Here is a 19982-nt window from a genome sequence, read left to right as displayed (position 1 = left end):
GCCGGCGGCGAGCGAGTTCCGCCTAATTTCGGGCGGGCGTATGACCTCCTTCTGGGTTAATGCATATGCTGCAAATGACTATTGTAAGATATTCCATCTTCAGATCAAGCCACAGATCCTTTCCATGAACGATATAAGAGGAGGAGCAGGCATGAAGAAACAAAGCCGCCGGAATTCCGGCAAAAAGCCGCTGCGTCCCAAACAGCTCGATTCGTTCATCAATGAATTGAGATGGCTGGACGACGATCCTGACAATGCGAGGAAGCTTCGCGAGGACGAAGCGGTCATCAATCATACGATGTTAGCCACGGAGAAGGAGGACGATTCGCCGCCGGCAAGTCCCGAGCGGACGGCTAAGCCGGAAGCGGAGCAGGAAGCCCCGCTTGCGGGAGAGACGAAGCAGCCCAAGGAGCCGCAACCCTTGATGGCGCCAATCTTTCCGGCGCGCAAGGAAGCGGCGTCCAGGCCGGAGGAACCGACGCGCTCCGAAGCGGCGCCGAAGCAGCTGCTCAAAGAACGCAAGCTGTCGGCCGGCACTTCCGGTTATATCTATACGGACGATCTTGCCGACGAATCGGTGACGGGGGAGAAGATCGCCCGCCAGGCGATTCACGGCGGCCATATCCGGCGCGGCAGCATCGGCAGAGAGCTGCTGGCCGATTACGCCGTCGATACGGCGAAGCTGGCCGATCACAGCGTGAACGGGCAGAAGCTGGCTCCGCGCTCCATCACGGGGGAGCATATCGCCACGGGAACGATAACCGGCGACAAAATTCAGGAACGGGCCATCAGCGGCGACAAGTTGCAGGACAACAGCATTACTTCCGATAAGCTTGCAGACAAGACGATCGATTCGGTCAAAATCGCGGAACGATCGATCCAGGCCAAGCATTTGGCCGACGAGGCCATCTCCGGCGAACTGATCATGAACCAGTCCATTACGTCGGAAAAAATTAAAAGCGGCGCGATTCATACGAACAATCTGGCGAATCAGTCCATCAATACGGCCAAACTGGCCGACGGCGCGGTGACGGCGGATAAAATCAGGGACCGGGCGGTGACGGCGGCGAAGCTGGCGGACGGAGAAGTGACGACCGACAAGCTGGGACCGCAATCGGTGACGGAGGAGAAGCTGGCTCCCTGGAGCGTGTCCGGCGAGCATCTGCAGCTGAAATCGATCGTTCACGATCATCTGACTCCAGGCTTGATCCGCGGCGACAATATTGCCGCCAAGCAGATCGAAAGCCACCATCTGGCCGACGAATCGATCCAGGCCGCGCACCTGAAGAGCGGATCCGTAACAGGCGAAAAGCTGGCCAAAGGCGCGGTGACGGCGCTGCACCTGAATGAATCGGCCGTGGAGGGCAGGCATTTGTCGCCGCGGAGCGTATCGACCTCGCATCTTCAGGCAGGCAGCGTCCAGGCGGAGCAGCTGGCCGCAGGCTGCGTCGAGACGACGCATCTGTCGGCGGGTGCGGTGGACAGCTTGAAGCTGTCGGATCAGGCGGTGACGTCCGCCAAGCTGGCCAAAAACGCGGTGCAAGGCACGCATATCGCTCCGGGGGTCATCGGATCGTCGCATATCGGGGACCGCATGATTTTATCCGGGCATTTGGGGGACCGCAGCGTCGGCGCCGAGCATTTGCAGGACCGGTCCGTATCGACAGGCAAGCTGCAGGACCGGGCGGTGACCGCCGAGAATCTGGCCGCAGGCGCTGTCCAATTGCAGCATTTGCAGGAAGGCGCCGTTCAAACGAATCATTTGGCGAATCACAGTGTAACGACCTCCAAAATATCGAGCGAATCGATCTCGACCGACAAGCTGACCAACCTGGCCGTAACGGCGGCCAAACTGGCTTCAGGCAGCGTTACGACGGATAAAATCGGCAAAGAAGCCGTTCTCGCCGACCATATTGCCCCTGGCGCTATACAGACAGGGCATCTCGGGAAAGCCATCGTCAAATCGGCTCAGCTCGCCACCTCCGCCGTAACCGCCGAGAAGCTGGCCGACAGCGCGGTGACGTCAGAGAAGTTGGCGCCGCAGTCCGTCGGCCCCGTGCATTTGGCCAGCGGCAGCATCATGCCCGCTCATGTGGCGGAGGGAACGATTCGCTCCGGCCATCTGGCGGACGGCTTGATCGACAGCAGGCACGTGTCCGCAGGAGCTATCACCTCGGATCACCTTGCGGCCGCCGCTGTGACCGCCGACAAGCTGGCGCCGGGCGCGGTGACGCCGGAAGCGCTGGGCGAGGGCGCGGTAACGGCGGAAATATTAGCGGCCGGAGCGGTGACTCCCGCGGCGCTGGCGCCGGGCGCCGTAACGCAGAAGGCGCTGGCAGAAGGCGCGGTCACCGCCGAAGCGCTGGCGCCGGGTGCCGTGTCGGCGCAGTCGCTGGCCGCAGGCTCGGTGACGTCGGAAGCGTTGGCTGCGGGCGCGGTGACAGCGGAGGCTTTGGCCGCAGGCTCGGTGACGCCTGGGGCGTTAGCCGCCGGCGCGGTCACCTCGGCTGCGCTGGCCGCCGGCGCCGTGACGTCAGAGTCGCTGGCGACAGGGGCGGTAACGCCGAAAGCGCTGGCTGAAGGCGCGGTGACATCATGGGCGCTGGCTGCCGGCGCGGTAACCAGCGAGACTTTGGCGGCCGGAGCTGTCAAGTCGTGGACGCTGGCCCCCGGAGCGGTAACGAGAGAAGCGATCGGCTCCGGCGCGGTGACGTCGGAGGCGTTGGCTGCGGGCGCGGTGACGCCTGGGGCGTTAGCCGCCGGCGCGGTGACGTCGGATTCGCTGGCCGCAGGCGCGGTGACGCCTGGGGCGTTAGCCGCGGGAGCGGTCACCTCGGAAGCGCTGGCCGCAGGCTCGGTGACGTCGGATTCGTTGGCCGCGGGAGCGGTAACGCCGGAAGCGCTGGCTGAGGGCGCGGTAACGGCGCGAGCGCTGGCCGCGGGGGCGGTAACTGCCGCGGCGCTGGCTGCGGGCGCCGTGACGCCGGAGGCGCTGGCTTCGGGAGCGGTAACGCCGAGCGCGCTGGCCGAAGGAGCGGTCACGTCATGGGCGCTGGCCGCGGGAGCGGTCACGAGTGAGGCTTTGGCGTCCGGAGCCGTCAAGCCATGGACGATCGCTCCCGGCGCGGTGACGCCGGAGGCGTTGGCTGCGGGCGCGGTGACGTCGGAAGCGTTGGCCACGGGCGCGGTGACGTCGGAAGCGTTGGCCGCAGGCGCGGTGACGCCGGAGGCGTTGGCTGCGGGCGCGGTGACGCCGGAGGCGTTGGCTGCGGGCGCGGTGACGTCGGAAGCGTTGGCCGCGGGCGTGGTAACGCGGGAAGCGCTGGCTGCGGGCGCGGTAACGCGGGAAGCGTTGGCGGCAGGTTCGGTGACGTCGGAGGTGTTGGCTGCGGGCGCGGTGACAGCGGAGGCGTTAGCCGCGAGAGCGGTCACCTCGGAAGCGCTGGCCGCCGGCGCGGTGACGTCGGAGGCGTTGGCCGCTGGCGCGGTGACGCCGGAAGCGTTGGCTGCCGGGGCGGTAACGCCGGATTCGCTGGCTGCTGGCGCGGTAACGCGGGAAGCGTTGGCTGCGGGCGCGGTAACGCCGGAGGCGTTGGCTGCTGGCGCGGTAACGTCGGAAGCGTTGGCCGTGGGCGCGGTGACGTCAGAAGCGCTGGCTGCTGGCGCGGTAACGTCGGAGGCGTTGGCTGCGGGCGCGGTGACGTCGGAGGCGTTGGCTGCGGACTCGGTGACGTCGGAAGCGCTGGCCGCGGACTCGGTGACGTCGGAGGCGTTGGCTGCGGGCGCGGTGACGTCGGAAGCGTTGGCCGCGGGCGCGGTAACGCCGGAAGCGTTGGCGGCGGGTTCGGTGACGGCAATGGCGCTGGCGGCAGAATCGGTGACGTCGAAGGCTTTGGCTGCCGGCTCAGTGACGCCGAAAGCGCTGGCCGGGGGAGCAGTAACGGCGTGGGCGTTGGCCTCCGGTGCCGTCACCTCCGATGCGCTGGCCGAGGGAGCTGTCAAGTCATGGACGATTGCCCCCGGGGCGATTACGCGGGAAGCGCTGAGCGCCGGCTCGGTGACGTCGGAAGCGCTGGCGGCGGAATCCGTGACGGCAGGGTCGCTGGCCGCAGGCGCGGTGACGCCGAAAGCGCTGGCTGAAGGATCGGTCACGTCATGGGCGCTGGCCTCCGGAGCCGTCACCTCCGAGGCGTTGGCTGCCGGAGCGGTCAAAGCCTGGACGCTTGCGGAAGGCTCGGTGACGTCGGAAGCGCTGGCCGCAGGCTCGGTGACGTCGGAGGCCTTGGCCGCACGTGCGGTAACGTCGGAGGCGCTGGCCGCGGGCTCGGTGACGACGGAGGCGTTGGCCGCGGGCTCGGTGACGCCGGAAGCGTTGGCCGCAGGCTCGGTGACGTCGGAGGCGTTGGCCGCCGGCGCGGTGACGTCAGAGGCATTGGCCGCCGGCGCGGTGACATCGGAAGCGTTGGCTGCGGGAGCAGTGACGTCGGAGGCGTTGGCCGCCGGCTCGGTGACGTCGGAAGCGCTGGCCGCAGGTTCGGTGACGCCGGAAGCGTTGGCCGCCGGCTCGGTGACGACGGAGGCGTTGGCCGCCGGCGCGGTGACGTCAGAGGCATTGGCCGCCGGCGCGGTGACATCGGAAGCGTTGGCTGCGGGAGCAGTGACGTCGGAGGCGTTGGCTGCGGGTTCGGTAACGCGGGAAGCGTTGGCCGCGGGCTCGGTGACGTCAGAAGCCTTAGCCGCGGGCTCGGTGACGTCAGAAGCCTTAGCCGCGGGCTCGGTGACGTCAGAGGCCTTGGCCGCAGGCTCGGTAACGTCGGAAGCCTTGGCTGCAGGTTCGGTGACATCGGAAGCGTTGGCCGCAGGCTCGGTGACGTCGGAGGCGTTGGCTGCAGGCTCGGTGACGACGGAGGCGTTGGCCGCAGGCTCCGTAACATCGGAAGCCCTGGCTGCAGGCTCGGTGACGTCGGAAGCCCTGGCTGCAGGCTCGGTGACGTCGGAGTCTCTGGCTGCAGGCTCGGTGACGTCGGAGTCTCTGGCTGCAGGCTCGGTAACGTCGGAAGCCTTGGCTGCAGGTTCGGTGACATCGGAAGCGTTGGCCGCGGGCTCGGTGACGTCAGAAGCCTTAGCCGCGGGCGCGGTGACGTCAGAGGCCTTGGCCGCAGGCGCGGTAACGTCGAAAGCGTTGGCCGCGGGCTCGGTGACGTCAGAAGCCTTAGCCGCGGGCTCGGTGACGTCAGAGGCCTTGGCCGCAGGCGCGGTAACGTCGAAAGCGCTGGCCGCAGGCTCCGTAACATCGGAAGCCCTGGCTGCAGGCTCGGTGACGTCGGAGGCGTTGGCCGCGGGCTCGGTGACGTCAGAGGCCTTGGCCGCAGGTTCGGTGACATCGGAAGCGCTGGCCGCCGGCTCGGTAACGTCGGAAGCGTTGGCCGCAGGTGCGGTGACGTCGGAGGCGCTGGCAGAAGGCGCAGTGACGTCAGAGGCCTTGGCCGCAGGTTCGGTGACATCGGAAGCGCTGGCCGCGGGCTCGGTGACGACGGAGGCTTTGGCCGCGGGCTCGGTGACGTCGGAGTCTCTGGCTGCCGGCTCGGTGACGTCGGAGTCTCTGGCTGCAGGCTCGGTAACGTCGGAGGCGTTGGCTGCCGGCTCGGTGACGACGGAAGCGTTGGCCGCCGGCGCAGTAACGTCGGAGGCCTTGGCCGCAGGCGCTGTGACGTCGAAGGCGCTAGCCAAAGGAGCAGTAACGAAAGCTGTGCTGGCCGCCGGCTCGGTAACATCGAAGGCGATCGCCCCCGGGGCCGTGACGTCGGAAGCGCTGGCCGCCAATACGGTGACGTCCAAATCGCTCGTTGCCGGCGCGGTGACATCATGGGCATTGGCTCCGGGCGCGGTGACGTCGGAAGCGCTGGCTGCCGGCTCGGTGACGACGAAGGCGTTGGCCGACGGGGCGATTACGCGGGAAAAGATGGCGCTTCGTTCGATCACCGGCGAGCATATTGCCGTCGAAGAAATCGACGGGATGCACATTAAAGCGGAGAGCATCTCGGGGTATCACCTGCTGCCCGGCAGCATTTCCGCGCTCCATCTGGACCCTCTGCTTTGGAAACAGCTCAGCCACAATGTCGTCAGCGAGCTCCGGAACGAGCAAGGGAACGGTCAGACTGTCGCGGAGCAGCAGCCTGCGGGCAACGCGGCCTCCGAAGCATTGACCGATAAGGCGGAGGCCGCGGAGAATTCAGCCGGCAAGGCCGAGGCGCCGCAGCATCAAGCTTCGCTTCCCGCCGCTCCCGTCCAGTTCTTCGGATTGGCGTCATTTGAACTCGGCGCGATCATGGAGACGGCGCAGGTGAGCATCCGCTTCGACCGACCGTTTGCCAGCGACGCCTATGCACTGGTGGCAAACAGCAACCATTCCTGCTGCTATGTGGCGATTAAGGAAAAAAGCACAGACGGAGCTGTGCTGGAAATCATTAGAAGTAAATTTTCTCCGGACATTCAGGGCGTTATCAACTGGATCGCAATCGGCGAGGCGTAAAGCATAAATAGCATCCTCAGCACAAAGAGGCTCCTTGACAGGGGCCTCTTAAGTTGTTTTATCGGCTAAAAGTTTTTGCTTATCTTTGAAGGAGCATCATGGACACCGGGAACGGTTTGCGGCCAAAACCAAAAGCATTCAGACCGAGGCCTAATGGGATCAAGGAAGCCGACGCATTCCGGGGATGCGGGGAACGGAGGAATGGCTTGAAGCCGGTCTGCGAAAGAGGCCATAGCCTGCAGCTCGCTTCTTGGTCGCGACAAAGGCAGATCGCTCGCCTCGCACTAACCTTCGATTAGTGTCTTGCCGGGTTAACGCTTGCCACAGAGCTTATTTTTCCCAAAACGGCCGATTCGGCATCCTAACGCTTGTGAGCAGCCTTATTTCGCATTTTGGGCTACCCAATTCACCGTTTTTGACAAAATAGCGTTACTCCGTTTCGTTACATTTTAATAAGGGGGCGATTCATCAAAATAGCGCTCGTCACAAGCGTTAGAGATGATGCTGTAGTTCAGAAGCTTCCGGAAGGCCCGCTTGGCCCGCTTTTCGCCCTCGATAGATGCTGCTTAAGGCCATCCCTTGCCTTGTCGGGAGGGAGCGGGATAAGGGCTGCCCCGACCCCGACGGCCTGGTTTGAGTTCTGATCCGATACGGATTCGGATTCCGCGAGGAAGAAACGCTTGACAGCAACAGCAATTTTTCAAGGTCGTCAGCGAATGTTGTGCTTTGCGAGTCATGTACCCAATTTTACTTTAGGCGTGTTATCCGTCCACTTGACTTCCCGTTAGGGCGCATAAGATAAGAGCAGGTTATGCGTATATACTAGGCTGCGGCGGGAAAGGAGCACTACGATGAAAGGAATTATACTGGCCGGCGGAACCGGTACGCGGCTTAGGCCGATGACCAATATTATCAACAAACACCTGCTGCCTGTAGGAAAATACCCGATGATTCATTACGCAATCCATAAAATGACCGATGCGGGAGTGAACGATATCCTGCTGATTACAGGCAAGCAATCGGCGGGAATTTATGCGGAATATATCGGCAGCGGAGAAGCTTTCGGCGCCAGAGTATCGTACCGGGTACAGGAACACGCGGGGGGGATCGCTCATGCTCTGGAGATGGCGGAAGCCTTCGTCGCTCCTCGGGAGAAGCTGCTCGTGCTGCTGGGCGACAACCTGTTTGAAGATTCGCTTCGGCTGGCGGTGGAGGAGTTCTGCGCGCGAGGGGAAGGGGCTCATGTTTTTCTGAAAAAGGTAGACGATCCGAAAGCGTACGGCGTGCCGGAGATCGTCGATGGACGGATCGTCAAGATCGTCGAGAAGCCGGATACGCCGTCATGCGATTATGCGGTGACCGGATTATACATGTACGATTCATCGGTATTCGACATTATCCGCACGCTGAAGCCGTCGGCGCGGGGGGAGATGGAAATTACAGATGTCAACAACGTGTATGCCAGGCAGGGCAAGCTGACGCACAGCATGCTCTGCGGCTGGTGGACCGATGCGGGCACGCACAACGCGCTGCTGGAAGCGGGAACTCGCATGATCGGGCGTGATGAAGCATGAGCACGCTGCTCGTTACCGGCGGAATGGGGTTTATCGGCAGCCATTTCATTCGATACTGGATGCGGCGCCATCCGGAGGACCGGGTGGTGAATTATGATTTGCTGACGTATGCCGGAAATCCGGCCAATTTAGCCGCGCTGCAAGGCTATCCCGGCTACCGGTTTGTGCGCGGCGATATCGCGGATGCGGCTGCGGTAAACCGGGTATTCGCCGAGGAGAACGTCGCGACCGTCGTGCATTTTGCCGCCGAATCCCATGTCGACCGCAGCATTAGCGAGCCTTCGGCATTCGTCCGCACGAACGTCCTGGGCACGCAATGTTTGCTTGAGGCGGCCCGGAGCAAGGGCGTGCGCCGTTTTGTGCATATTTCCACAGATGAAGTGTACGGCACCTTGGGGCCGGAAGGGCTGTTCACGGAGGAAACGCCGCTGGCCCCGAACAGCCCGTACTCCGCAAGCAAGGCCGGCTCGGATCTGATGGTCCGGGCGTACGGCGAGACGTACGGGCTACCCGTCATCATTACCCGCTGCTCCAACAATTACGGGCCTTATCAATATCCGGAAAAGCTGATTCCGACGATCATTACCCGGGCGCTGGACGATCAGCCGATCCCTGTGTACGGAGACGGCCTTAACGTTCGCGATTGGCTGTATGTGGAGGATCACTGCTCCGCCGTCGAGCTCGCTCTGCTCGGCGGCAAGCCCGGGCAAGTCTACAATGTCGGAGGCGGCAACGAGCGCACGAATGTGGAGATTGCCCGGACGATCCTCGGCCTGCTCGGCAAGCCGGAATCGCTGCTGCGCTTCGTCGCCGACCGGCCGGGGCACGATCGCCGCTACGCTATCGATGCCGGCAAAATCCGCCGGGAGCTCGGCTGGCAGCCCCGCTATTCGCTTGAGGAAGGCATCGCGCGGACGGTGGAATGGTACATCGAGCGGCAGGACTGGTGGCGTCCGCTGCTGAAATCCCCAGCCTCCCCTGCTTCGGCGGAGAACGGAGCCGGAGGTGCGTCATGAAGGTGCTCATTACGGGAGCCGGAGGGCAGCTCGGCCAAGATTTGCTGCGGGTGCTGGCCCCCCGGCATGAATGCATTGGCTGGACGCGCCAGGAGTTCGATGTCACCGACCGCCGGCTCGTGCAGGAGCGGACGGCGTGGCTCAGGCCTGACGCCATCGTGCATGCAGCCGCCTATACGCAGGTCGACCTGGCCGAAGCGCACCCGGACGATGCCTTCATGGTTAATGCGTTCGGCGCCTGCCATATGGCGCAGGCGGCCGCGGCGATCGATGCGAAGCTGGTATATGTCAGCACCGACTATGTGTTTGACGGGCGCAAGGGCGAGCCGTATACCGAGCATGATCCGACGAACCCGCTCAGCGCCTACGGGGAGTCGAAGCTGCTCGGAGAGAAGTTCGTCCGCGCGTTTTGCAGCAAGCATTTTATCGTGCGCACGTCCTGGCTTTACGGGAAGCACGGCAGCAATTTCGTGACCAAAATATTGGCGCAGGCCGAGCGGCGCAAAGAGCTGACGGTGGTAGACGATGAAGTCGGATCGCCCACCTATACGTACGATCTGGCCGAATGCATCGGCTGGCTGCTGCCAACGGAGCGGTACGGCGTCTATCATGCGGCCAATCGCGGCTGGTGCTCGCGCGCCCAGTTCGCCGAAGCCATCGTCCGGCTGGGTGGGTGGGACGATGTCAGGGTGGTGCCGATCCGCTCCGATCAGCTTGCGCTGCCTGCGGCAAGGCCGGCCTATTCGGCGCTGGACGACGCCGCCCTGCGGCACGCCGGGCTAGCCCGGATGCGGGAATGGCAGCCGGCGCTGAAAGCCTTTGTGCAGGATGATCTGGGCTACAGCAGAAGAAAGGAGCGGGATTCATGAGCACGATTGAAGGCGTAGCGCAGAAAATGCTCGTCAAGCACAGCGACGACCGCGGGTATTTTATGGAGCTGCTGCGGGAGGACGACGACATGTTCGAGCATTTCGGTCAAGCGTCGCTGTCGATGACTTTTCCGGGCGTCATCAAAGCTTTTCATTACCACGAGCGGCAGGACGACATCTGGTTTTTTCCGAGCGGACACGCGCAGGTCGTGCTTCACGACTTGCGTCCCCATTCGGCGACCAAAGGGAAGACGGCCGTATACTACATGGGCGAGGAGACGCCGTATTTGCTGCTTATTCCCCGCGGCGTGGCGCACGGCTACAGAGTGCTCGGGACGAAGCCCGTTACGATCGTTTATTTCACGAATCAAGCTTATGATCCGAAGCAGCCCGACGAGTTCAGGATTGCCTACGACGATCCGACCATCGGCTTCGACTGGACGACCCGGTTCCGCTGAGCTTGTCGCCTGGCAGCCAAGATCGGGATATTCAAGCGGAAGGAGGCGTATCTCATGGTTCGCTCGAATCGTTCCTCCCGCGCCGCAGCGGCCGGAAGCCAGCGCGGACGGTGGGACGGGGAACAGCTGGGTTGGGAAAGCGGGTACCATTGCGGACGGTGCGAGGCGGTTCGCCGTCTGACCCCTTCCTGGGCGCCCCCTGTCCGGAATGTGAAAGTGTTGTTTATTCCTCAGGGCTTTCCGGCAATCGACAACGGAGCCGCCAGCGGACTGGAGCGATGCGTCGGCGAACTGATTGTCGGCTCGCCGAGCGGGATGGCCGCCCAGGCCGCCGTGCACAAGCCGCACCTGGTGCTCGTTATGAACGGCCTGCACGTTTTTCCGCAGGACCATCTGGCGCAGATCGATACGATCCGCAAGCTGGGGATCAAGACCGCAATCTGGTTTGCCGACGATCCGTATTTTACCGATGAAACGGCGGCCATCGCTCCGCATTACGACTTCGTCGCCACTCACGAGCAGGGCTGCATCGATTTTTACAAATCTCTCGGCTGCCCGAACGTCTTCTATATGCCGCTGGCGGTGAACGCCGAGCTGTTCCGGCCTCAGCCCGTGCCGCCGTCGTACCGCAGCGACGTCTGTTTTGTCGGGACCGGATTTTGGAATCGAATCCGGTTTTTCGACCGTTTGGCGCCGTATTTGGTCGGCAAAAAAGTCGTGATCGCCGGCGGGAAATGGGAACGAATGGCGAAGTTCCGGCTGCTGCAAAACCAGATCATCGGCAGCGGCGTGCCGGTGGAGGAATCGATCAAATATTACAACGGCGCCAAAATCGTTATCAATCTGCATCGCGGCTGGGAGCATTCGGAGGATAATCGGAATTCCCGGGGGATCAAGGGGCTGTCGGTCAATCCCCGAACTTACGAAATCGCCGCCTGCGGCGCGTTCCAGTTGACCGACGTCAGACAAGATTTGCCGCTGCATTATGCGCCTGGCATCGACATCGCCACATATAACTCCCCGGAGGAGCTGGCCGGCCGGATCGATTATTATTTGAAGCACGAGGATGAACGCCGCGCTTTGGCTTACAACGGCTTGAAACGGACGCTGCAGCAGCATTCGTTCGTCGTGCGCGCCGATCAGCTGCTGAGCCGGCTCGGTTATTAACCAAGGAGGTGAACGCAAGGTGGCGCAACGCAAACCGCGAGCATCGATCGGATGGAGTCGAGGCTGGGAACACGGATACCGGACGGGGCTGCCCCTCGGTTATCACCTCGGCCTGTGCGAAGCGGTCCGGCAGCAGGTGCCCGATCCGGCGCCGGCCCGGCGGGACGTCAAGCTGATGTATGTGACATCGGGCAAAGGATTTCCCTATTCCCCGCTCGATCAATCGATCATTGAAACATTGCAGGGACTGGTGCGCAAGCTGCTCGTTCTAAGCCCGAACGACAACCTGGTCAAGGTGGCTATGCGGCACCGGCCCGATGTGGTGCTTGTGCTGGAAGGGCTGGCCTGCCCGGTCGAGCACATCGACGCCATTCGCGAAGCGGGCATCCGCACGGCGATCTGGTTTACCGACGATCCGTATTATACGGATGTCACGGCATTGCTGGCAGAGCATTACGATGTCATCTTTACTCTGGAGCTGGAATGCGTGCCCTTCTACCTGGACCGCGGCTGCCGGCAGGTGCATTATTTGCCCTTCGCGGCCAATCCGGCGATATACCGGCCGAAGCCGATTCCGGTGAATTACCGTTACGATATCAGCTTTATCGGTTCCGCCTACTGGTCGCGGGTCGATTTCTTCGACCGCATCGCCTCGTTTCTCGCGGAAAGGCACACGTATATTTCAGGAATTTGGTGGGACCGGCTGCGCCACTACAAGCAGCTGGCCTCGAAGATCGAGCTGGGCAAATGGATGGAGGCCGAAGAGACGGCTTCCTACTATTACGGCTCCAAAATCGTCATCAATCTTCACCGCTCGACGATCGATCCGACCTACAACAAGAACACGCAAGGGATCGGCGCGGTGTCCCCCAACCCGCGCACGTTCGAGATCGCCGGCAGCGGGACGCTGCAGATGACCGATGTCCGCAGCGACCTCGGACGCTTCTATGAGCCGGGCAAGGAAATCGTCACTTATTCCTCGCCGGAGGAGCTGATGCAAAAAATCGATTACTATCTCGCTCATGAGGAGGAGCGGACGGCCATCGCCTTGAATGCGCTGCGCCGGACGCTGCAGGAGCATACGTACGTGCATCGGCTGGACCGCATGCTGGGCATTTTGTTCGGGTAAAACCGGGCTTCGGATTCGCAGGCAGGACGAACCACCGGAGCGAATGGGCCCGCGCGAAGGAGGGAATCAGATTGCGAAAAGTCAGACGACGGGTTCGCAGGACGGGCTCGCTCAGGCGCAAACGTCCGCAACGCTTGCGCAAGCGAGCTGTGCGGACGCGGCGGAGAACGGCTAAAAGGAAGCCGAAGCGTACGCCGGGAATCACCTATGCGCAGGCGTACAACGCCGCTTTCGATCAGGCCTATGACGAAGCGTTTCAGAAAGGTTATCAAGAAGGCTTGCGCGCCGGGCTGGCAAGCGGCTGACGACGCGCGAATGCATCGTCACCGGTCGCCCGCCCGCGGCTTGCCGAAAATTCGCCGACGGATTTCGTCGCACGATCAGGATAGGGGGAGGGAGATATGCGAACCAGACTCAAGCGAAGCGCCTGCGGCCGGCCGCTCAGGCCCGCGGCCCTCTCGGGGCTCAAGGTATCCGTCGTCGTCCCGGTCATGAATGAGCGCCGGACTTTGCCATATGTGCTTCGCGAAGTGCGCAAGCTGACCTTGCCGCCGCCGGAAATCATCGTTGTCGCCAACGGCAGCACGGACGGCTCCGATGAGCTGGCGCATGCGCTTGGCGTGAACGTCATCCGGTTCGCCGAGCCTCTCGGTCACGACGTCGGCCGAAGCGTCGGGGCGAGGCATGCGACCGGCGACATTATTTTGTTTGTGGACGGCGATATGCGCATTGCGGCATCGCAGCTTCGGCCTTTTATCGCGGCGGTCGCGAAAGGAACAGACGTCGCATTGAACCGCTACCTCGGCCCGGTGCGCAGCAAATATCCGCATCCCGTCGTCGTTGCCAAGCACGCGCTGAATGCGGCGCTCGGCAGGGCGGATCTGCGGGGGGCGTCGTTGACGACCGTTCCCCATGCGCTCAGCCGCAGGGCGCTGAACGCGATCGGCGCCGATTCGCTGTGCGTGCCTCCCAAGGCGCTGGCTATGGCTGTCATCTTCGGGCTGCGCGTACAAGCGGTTCACCTGGTCAATGTGGCGCCGCTCAACCCGGTTCGCCGCGCGCGGACTCAGGGAGGCGATCCGCTCGCGGCATTAATCGTCGGGGATCATTTGGAAGCGATGCAGTGGTTGACGGAACAGACCGATGAAAGAGGCCGACATACGGATTTGACGCGCAAGCGGAATATGGTGAGGTGAGCAAAACGAATGAGCATACGACGTCGGCACCGCCAGCCATTACGGCAATCCGGGCCGCCCCGAAGAGCGTCTGCCGGGAAGACGGCCGGCAGGACGCGCTCCGGGCGGCCGCTTGTCAGGCTCCGGCCGCAGCCGGGCCGTTCGTCCCCGGCTTACCGGCTCGGCTTTCGCTGGGGACGCGAGGATGGGTTGAAGCATGCGGCCGCCAGGGAGCGCGTTCACCCCAAAGCGTTGAACCGATTATGGGCATCGCGGCTGGCGGCCGGCCGGGCGATGGAGGCGATGTCCTGGCCCAGGTATCATGCGATGATGAAAGGGTATGTGCGCGGCTTTTTCCATGCTCTTCGCCGCCCGGCGCCCGCCTGGGTGCTTGTGCCGACAGACCGGTCGTTCGCCGTCGTCGTCACCGCGATGAATGAGGGGAGGACGCTGGGCGCGGTGCTGGCCCAGATCAGCCGGCTCCCTGCCGACGAGCTGATCGTCGTCGTGAACGGCTCCGTCGACGCCAGCTTTCGGCGGGCGCGGTCGGTGCCCGGGGCTATCGTCGTCAACGAGCCGCAGCCGCTCGGGCACGATGTCGGGCGGGCTCTGGGGGCGAAGCTGGCCCGTGCCGATACGGTGCTGTTCCTTGACGGCGACTTTGCCGTCAGCGCGGAGCAGCTGGTTCCGTTCCTGCATGGCATCGGGAGCGGGCTCGATGTGGCGCTGAACGATATCGGACCGTATCTCGGCCCCTTTTATCGCCAGGACGCGGTTACCGGCTGGAAGCAATTTCTCAACACGGCGCTCGGCCGTCCCGATCTGCGGGCCGCTTCGCTGACCGCCGTGCCTCACGCCGTCTCGCGGAAGGCGATCGATACGCTCGGTCCCCAGTCCTTCATGGTGCCGCCGAAGGCGCAAGCGCGAGCCTTGCTGTCGGGGCTGGCCGTAGGCACGGCGGGCAGCGTAAACGTCATTCGCGCCAACAAGCGCCGGCCTGCGAATCGCGGGATGAACAACAGGATGGCCCAACTGATCGTCGGCGATCATATCGAGGCGCTGCATATGGCCAGCGCTTTGGCGGGAGCGCGGCTGCGCTACGACGATACGATACGCCGCCGAAGCATGGCCGGGGAGGTGCCGCAATGACGTTGACGAGCATTATCATCCCGAATTATAACGGGTTATCCGTACTGAAGCCGTGCGTCGAATCGATCATTCGGCACGTGCATATGCCGTATGAAGTGATCGTCGTCGATAACGGGTCGCGGGACGGCTCCGCCGAGTATTGCCTGAATCAGCGGCTGCGGGTCATTTCCCTTCCCGACAACCGGGGATTTCCCGCAGCGTGCAACTTGGGCATGCTGGCGGCGATCGGCGACGAGCTGCTGCTTTTGAACAACGATACGCTCATGACGCGCGGCGCGCTGGACAATATGCTTCGCTGTTTGTACAGCAGGGACGATATCGGCATCGTCGGGCCGATGTCCAATTACGCCAGCGGCAGGCAGCAAATCCAGGAGCCGTTCACCTCGGTCGACGAGATGGCCGCGCGCTGGAACGTGCCGGACAGCGGCAAATGGCAGGAGGTGCAGCGCATCGTCGGCCTGTGCTTTCTGTTCCGCCGCGTGCTGATGGAGCGCATCGGACTGCTTGACGAACGGTTCTCGCCAGGCCATTACGAGGACGACGATTATTGCTACCGGGCCCGCCAGGCAGGCTACAGACTGATGATTGCCGGAGATTCGTTCGTCTTCCATCACGGCAGCGCAAGCTTCCGGAAGGAAGGGAGCGAGCTCATGCAGCGGCTCATTGAGCTCAACCGGCAAAAATTCGTCGACAAGTGGGGCGTCGATCCTGCCGGGATGATGTAGCGCCAAGGTCCGCCTGCCGGCGCCTGGGCGGCTGTCGGTATCTTCCCGGCCTGCGAATGCATATGTTGTGATTGGGAAAAGACATATGATCGAATCGGGTCGGGAGCAGGGAGGAAGCAGCGTGCAGCGGGAAATTACGAAAATGATCGAAAACATGGCCGTTTCCCAGACGGAGATGGCCAAAATCATTGCGGCAGAGCGGCATACTGCGGTCCACATGGCCCAGCTTGTTCACGACATTCCGCCCCATAATCCAGGCTTTGGCGGGATTGAGGAGCTGATGGGAAATTCGCTGGCCGTTACCAAAAATGTCGCCGCCTATTTGAACAGTCTGGCCGATTTGGAGGATACGCTGGCCGATCATTTGAGTTATTTGCTCAAAGAGGTGAATATCCCGGAAGGGGAAGAGTGATCGTCAGGGCGTCTGAATGCGAGAGCAAGGTGGGATCTGGATGAGCAGAACGGAGTCTTATCAGAAGATGCTGATGGCGTCCAGCCATTTCCAGCACAATGTGGCGCTAATTTTGGAGGCCAAGGCCGTGGAGGCGGCGCGGTCGACCCAATGGATCGTAAATCACCTCGGCAATATTCACTTTGAGGATCATGACAGCCAGGTGAAAAAGACGCTGGAGGTTCACGAACAGCTGATTGAAGTGATCGACGGGTTAACCAAGATGGAGCAGGCGCTCGCCAAGCATTTGTCGGTCATCCTCGGAGACAGCGGCGATAGCGAAGGGGGAGATTCCAGCACAAGCGATTTTGGCGATATGTTCCCGTTCGGAGGAGATAGCCGATGAACCGGCTGGAAGCGCAGGAGCTCGTCAAGCTTCATATTTTGCAATCTTTGGCGCGCAGTCAACGGGCTTTGGCAAGGATGATCGAGAGCATGGCGGACTTGTCGGAGATTAGCGGCGCCGCGGCCCGCGATTTGGCGGAGCACGCGGAGGCGATCGCCCGCTGCCAGCGCGCGATCGCCGCGAACATCGCCGGCGTGCGGTTTCGCCGCATCCGCCGCGGCCGCCCGGGCAAGGTGTGGTTTTCGGATAAGCTGAGGCCGGGAAGAAGAGCGGGGGCTGCGAAACCATAGTCCCCTCGCAGCCTCTGCAAGCGGAGGGACTTTGCAGCTGCCAAGGCACACTCTCCTGTTGTTCTTATTGCCCCAGGCCGGCCCATCTCATGAGCATGCCGGTGTGGACAAGCCCGCCGCCGAAGCCGAACAGCAGCATGGCGTCGCCGGCCTTGAACCGCCCCTGGCGGACGCCTTCGTCCATCGCCAGCGGAATCGTGGCTGCGGACGTATTGCCGTAACGCTCGATCGTGTGAAGCGTGCGGTTCAGGGGGATGCCTGTTTTCTCGCAGACCGACTCGATGATGCGCAAGTTGGCGCTGTGCGGCAGGAACCAGTCGACGTCGGCAGGCGCGAGCCCGGCTGCGGACAGCATCGCCGCCACGCCGCGGGGAATCGTCTGCACGGCGAATTTGTATACTTCCCGGCCGTTCTGAATAATTTTGCCGTTCGCCGTAACTGGCCTTCCCCGCATCGACCCGGTCGTGTGCGTCTGGTAAAGATGGATGCCGCCGTCTCCGTCCGAGCCTTGCACGCAGACAACGGGCTGCGGCCTGGGCTCGTCCGTCCGTTCGACCAGCACCGCTCCCGCGCCGTCGCCGAACAGGATGCAGGTCGAACGGTCGGTATAATCCGTCATTTTCGATAGCGCATCCGCTCCGATGACGATGATTTTGCGGTGAAAGCCGGCCGTGACCATGCCGAAAGCCGTCAGCAGGCCGTTGACGAATCCGGCGCAGGCGGCGGACAAATCCATCGTGCCGGCATGCGGAATGGCAAAGTGAGCCTGCACGAGCGCGGCTGTCGAAGGGAAGGCGAAGTCGGGCGTGCTGGTGCTGACGAGCACCAGGTCCACATCGCTCAAATCGGGCTGAAAGCGATCTTTCATATTTTGCACGGCAGCGATGCACAAATCGCTCGTAAATTCGTCCGGAGCGCAGATCCGGCGTTCCTTGATGCCGGTTCTTTCGATGATCCACCGATCGCTCGTGTCCACGATCCGTTCGAGATCGGCGTTGGTTAGCCTGCGTTCGGGAACATAGCTGCCGATCGCGGTGATGCGTGCTTGCGGATACAGTATGCGTGCCGGGAAAGCGGCATCGGACATGACGGACCACCTCGTTTTTCGGGAATTGACAGCGGCGGCGACCGAATCTCTTCGTCAGCCGGCGTCACCTGCGGTGTTGAAATGTTGGTCGGCGGATCGCCGCCGCATTTTCAAGAGAACGATTTGTCACTTGGTATTATAATTAGATATTAGAACCAAGTGTTAAAATAAGCATATACCGCATCGATTCGTTTTGTCAATGCGGGTGTTAGGGGAAATATCGCGGACATCCTCTTCCTGTTCAGGGACGAACATGAAAGCTCGCCGCAAATAGGTTTCGATACTACAGATAGACAGGCCTCAACAGACCCCCGTGCCGCCCGGATCGTCTGCATCTTTACTGACGGACAATTGGCGGGTTACATCGGGCGTCTTCTAAGGCGAGGGAGGGCAGCGATGGATTCCGGCGCTCGAAGTCTTCCCGGCGTCCATGTATAATAGAGCTTGTCGCCGGGCTGCGGCATGTTCCATGATGAATGCGCCGAAGACTGCCCGGCAAGATTTGAAGAGAAAAGGTGGGGAAAGCAAGGTGACCTTACGGACGCTGAAATGGCTCACCGTTCTTCTTCCGCCGCTGCTCATCGGCGGGTTTGAATATGTGCGGCACGAATTTTTGCTGCAGATGCTGTCGATGGAGGCAGGAAACGTATACATTACGCTGCTGACCCTGCTGCTGTCCTTCCTGTTCTCGACGTGGGTATTCCGCCAAATTCGCCAGAGCAATGAGAAACTTGCCGCAGAGGAAGCGAAGCGGGCGGTGTACGAGGAGCGCGAGAGGCTGGCGCAGGAGCTTCACGACAACATCGCGCAAATTTTGTTTTTCCTTAATGTACAGCTGAAAAAAGGGCAGATCGAGGAGGCGCGGTCCGCCGTCTCGGAGATCGATCATCATGTGCGGCAGGCGATCTTCAACCTGCGCACGCCTCCCGTCGAAGGAGCCAACTTCGCGTCGCGCCTGGAAGCTTGGCTGGAGGAATGGAGCGGTCTCAGCGGCATCGCGGTGGAGCGGCGCATCGCGGCGGACTTTAGCGGCATTTCGCCCGCGGCCGAGGTGCAGCTGTTCTCCATTATCCGCGAAGCCTTCACCAATATCCGCAAGCATTCGCAGGCGGATCATGCGTCCATCGAGCTGGGGCCATCGGCAGACGGCTGGAAGCTCGTCATCGCCGACAACGGCATCGGCCTTGGCCAGGAGTATGGGGAAGGCGGGGCGGGTGCTTACCGCTACGGCTTGTCCATGATGCGCAGGCGCGTGGAGTCGCTGGGGGGCGAGCTGGCGATCGGCAGCGGGGACGAGGGCGGTCTGAAGCTTACGATGACGGGAGGGTGGAAGCTGTGAATTTTCGGGTGCTGGTAGCCGATGATCATCCGCTGTCGCGGCGGGCGGTGCGGACATTGCTCGAGGGGGAAGCGGGCTTCGAATGGATCGGCGAGGCCGCTAACGGCAAGGAAGCGGTGGAGCGGGCCGACGAGCTGCTGCCCGACCTCGTGCTGATGGATATTCAAATGCCGGTCATGGACGGCCTGGAGGCGACGAAGCGCATCAAGCAGCAGCATCCGCATATCCGCGTCGTCATGCTGACCGTCTCTGACGACGTGGCGGATTTGTTCGCGGCGATTCGTTACGGCGCGCAGGGCTACCTGCTGAAAAATATGGACCCGGACGATTGGATCGCCTATCTGCGCGGCCTGCTGGACGACAACAGCGAAATTTCCCGGGGCATGGCCGACCGGTTGTTTCAGTCGTTCCGTTCCGCGGAGGTGCCGGCGATTTCGGAGACAGGTCCGGGAGTACTATCCCCCAGGGAATCCGAAATTGTCGGTCTTGTCGCCGGAGGACTGAGCAACCGGCAAATCGCGGAGACCTTGGTCATCACCGAGAATACCGTCAAAAATCATTTGAAAAACATATTGGCCAAGCTGTCGCTCGACAACCGGGTGCAGCTGACCGCCTATGCGGTGCGCCACGGCTTGACACAGGTTGGACATAAATCGGCGGGAAAATAGCCCGATC

The 19982-nt window shown here is 62.2% G+C and carries 17 protein-coding genes; 16 read left to right on the top strand and 1 reads right to left on the bottom strand.

All coding sequences use genetic code 11. The features are described 5' to 3' along the window. The first annotated feature begins 151 nt into the window (after window positions 1-151). The 14 genes from F591_RS27150 (at window position 152) to F591_RS0101575 (ending at window position 16881) form a co-directional block, all read left to right on the top strand. Window positions 152-6532: a WIAG-tail domain gene (locus F591_RS27150; protein WP_040740736.1), complete on the top strand. Its 6381-nt coding sequence runs from the start codon at window positions 152-154 to the stop codon at window positions 6530-6532. 851 nt (window positions 6533-7383) lie between these two features. Next, complete coding sequence (locus F591_RS0101635; protein ID WP_019532838.1) at window positions 7384-8106, top strand: sugar phosphate nucleotidyltransferase; 723 nt, start codon at window positions 7384-7386, stop codon at window positions 8104-8106. Further along, on the top strand, window positions 8103-9122 hold the full coding sequence (gene rfbB / locus F591_RS0101630) for a dTDP-glucose 4,6-dehydratase (RefSeq protein WP_019532837.1): 1020 nt from the start codon (window positions 8103-8105) through the stop codon (window positions 9120-9122). Before F591_RS0101635 ends, rfbB begins: the two co-directional genes overlap by 4 nt. Next, window positions 9119-9991 carry a dTDP-4-dehydrorhamnose reductase gene (gene rfbD, locus F591_RS0101625; protein ID WP_019532836.1) on the top strand — a complete coding sequence of 291 codons (873 nt, stop codon included), beginning with the start codon at window positions 9119-9121 and terminating at the stop codon, window positions 9989-9991. The genes rfbB and rfbD overlap by 4 nt, the downstream gene beginning before the upstream one ends. Next, window positions 9988-10449 carry a dTDP-4-dehydrorhamnose 3,5-epimerase family protein gene (locus F591_RS0101620; RefSeq protein WP_019532835.1) on the top strand — a complete coding sequence of 154 codons (462 nt, stop codon included), beginning with the start codon at window positions 9988-9990 and terminating at the stop codon, window positions 10447-10449. Before rfbD ends, F591_RS0101620 begins: the two co-directional genes overlap by 4 nt. A 54-nt stretch (window positions 10450-10503) precedes the next feature. Then, window positions 10504-11616, top strand: a complete 1113-nt coding sequence (locus F591_RS0101615; protein WP_019532834.1) for a CgeB family protein — start codon at window positions 10504-10506, stop codon at window positions 11614-11616. A 19-nt stretch (window positions 11617-11635) separates the two neighbouring features. After that, complete coding sequence (locus F591_RS0101610) at window positions 11636-12745, top strand: CgeB family protein (RefSeq protein WP_019532833.1); 1110 nt, start codon at window positions 11636-11638, stop codon at window positions 12743-12745. Between the two features lie 71 nt (window positions 12746-12816). Continuing rightward, window positions 12817-13050, top strand: coding sequence for a hypothetical protein (locus tag F591_RS0101605; protein ID WP_019532832.1), 234 nt, complete (start codon window positions 12817-12819; stop codon window positions 13048-13050). A 96-nt stretch (window positions 13051-13146) separates the two neighbouring features. Further along, window positions 13147-13941, top strand: coding sequence for a glycosyltransferase family 2 protein (locus F591_RS0101600; RefSeq protein WP_019532831.1), 795 nt, complete (start codon window positions 13147-13149; stop codon window positions 13939-13941). Window positions 13942-13950: 9 nt separating this feature from the next. After that, on the top strand, window positions 13951-15069 hold the full coding sequence (locus tag F591_RS27145) for a glycosyltransferase (RefSeq protein ID WP_019532830.1): 1119 nt from the start codon (window positions 13951-13953) through the stop codon (window positions 15067-15069). After that, on the top strand, window positions 15066-15794 hold the full coding sequence (locus F591_RS0101590; protein WP_019532829.1) for a glycosyltransferase family 2 protein: 729 nt from the start codon (window positions 15066-15068) through the stop codon (window positions 15792-15794). Before F591_RS27145 ends, F591_RS0101590 begins: the two co-directional genes overlap by 4 nt. Window positions 15795-15879: 85 nt before the next feature. Further along, window positions 15880-16206 (top strand): hypothetical protein, encoded by a 327-nt coding sequence (locus tag F591_RS0101585; protein WP_019532828.1) that lies wholly within the window; start codon window positions 15880-15882, stop codon window positions 16204-16206. Window positions 16207-16246: 40 nt separating this feature from the next. Next, window positions 16247-16591, top strand: a complete 345-nt coding sequence (locus F591_RS0101580) for an alpha-helical endospore appendage domain-containing protein (RefSeq protein ID WP_019532827.1) — start codon at window positions 16247-16249, stop codon at window positions 16589-16591. Beyond that, complete coding sequence (locus tag F591_RS0101575) at window positions 16588-16881, top strand: hypothetical protein (protein WP_019532826.1); 294 nt, start codon at window positions 16588-16590, stop codon at window positions 16879-16881. The genes F591_RS0101580 and F591_RS0101575 overlap by 4 nt, the downstream gene beginning before the upstream one ends. A gap of 64 nt (window positions 16882-16945) precedes the next feature. Here the strand turns inward: F591_RS0101575 and F591_RS0101570 are convergent, their stop codons facing one another. Beyond that, window positions 16946-17968 (bottom strand): ketoacyl-ACP synthase III, encoded by a 1023-nt coding sequence (locus tag F591_RS0101570; RefSeq protein WP_019532825.1) that lies wholly within the window; start codon window positions 17966-17968, stop codon window positions 16946-16948. A 529-nt stretch (window positions 17969-18497) separates the two neighbouring features. On the opposite strand from F591_RS0101570, the gene F591_RS0101565 reads away from it, so the two are divergent. Both F591_RS0101565 and F591_RS0101560 read left to right on the top strand, forming a co-directional pair. Further along, complete coding sequence (locus F591_RS0101565) at window positions 18498-19307, top strand: sensor histidine kinase (RefSeq protein WP_019532824.1); 810 nt, start codon at window positions 18498-18500, stop codon at window positions 19305-19307. Next, on the top strand, window positions 19304-19975 hold the full coding sequence (locus tag F591_RS0101560) for a response regulator (RefSeq protein WP_019532823.1): 672 nt from the start codon (window positions 19304-19306) through the stop codon (window positions 19973-19975). The genes F591_RS0101565 and F591_RS0101560 overlap by 4 nt, the downstream gene beginning before the upstream one ends. Window positions 19976-19982 lie beyond the last annotated feature (7 nt).

The organism is Paenibacillus ginsengihumi DSM 21568 (assembly GCF_000380965.1).
Taxonomy (GTDB): Bacteria; Bacillota; Bacilli; order Paenibacillales; family NBRC-103111; genus Paenibacillus_G; species Paenibacillus_G ginsengihumi.
Note: the sequence above shows the minus strand (reverse complement) of the source record. Positions and strands in the feature narration are given on the sequence as shown.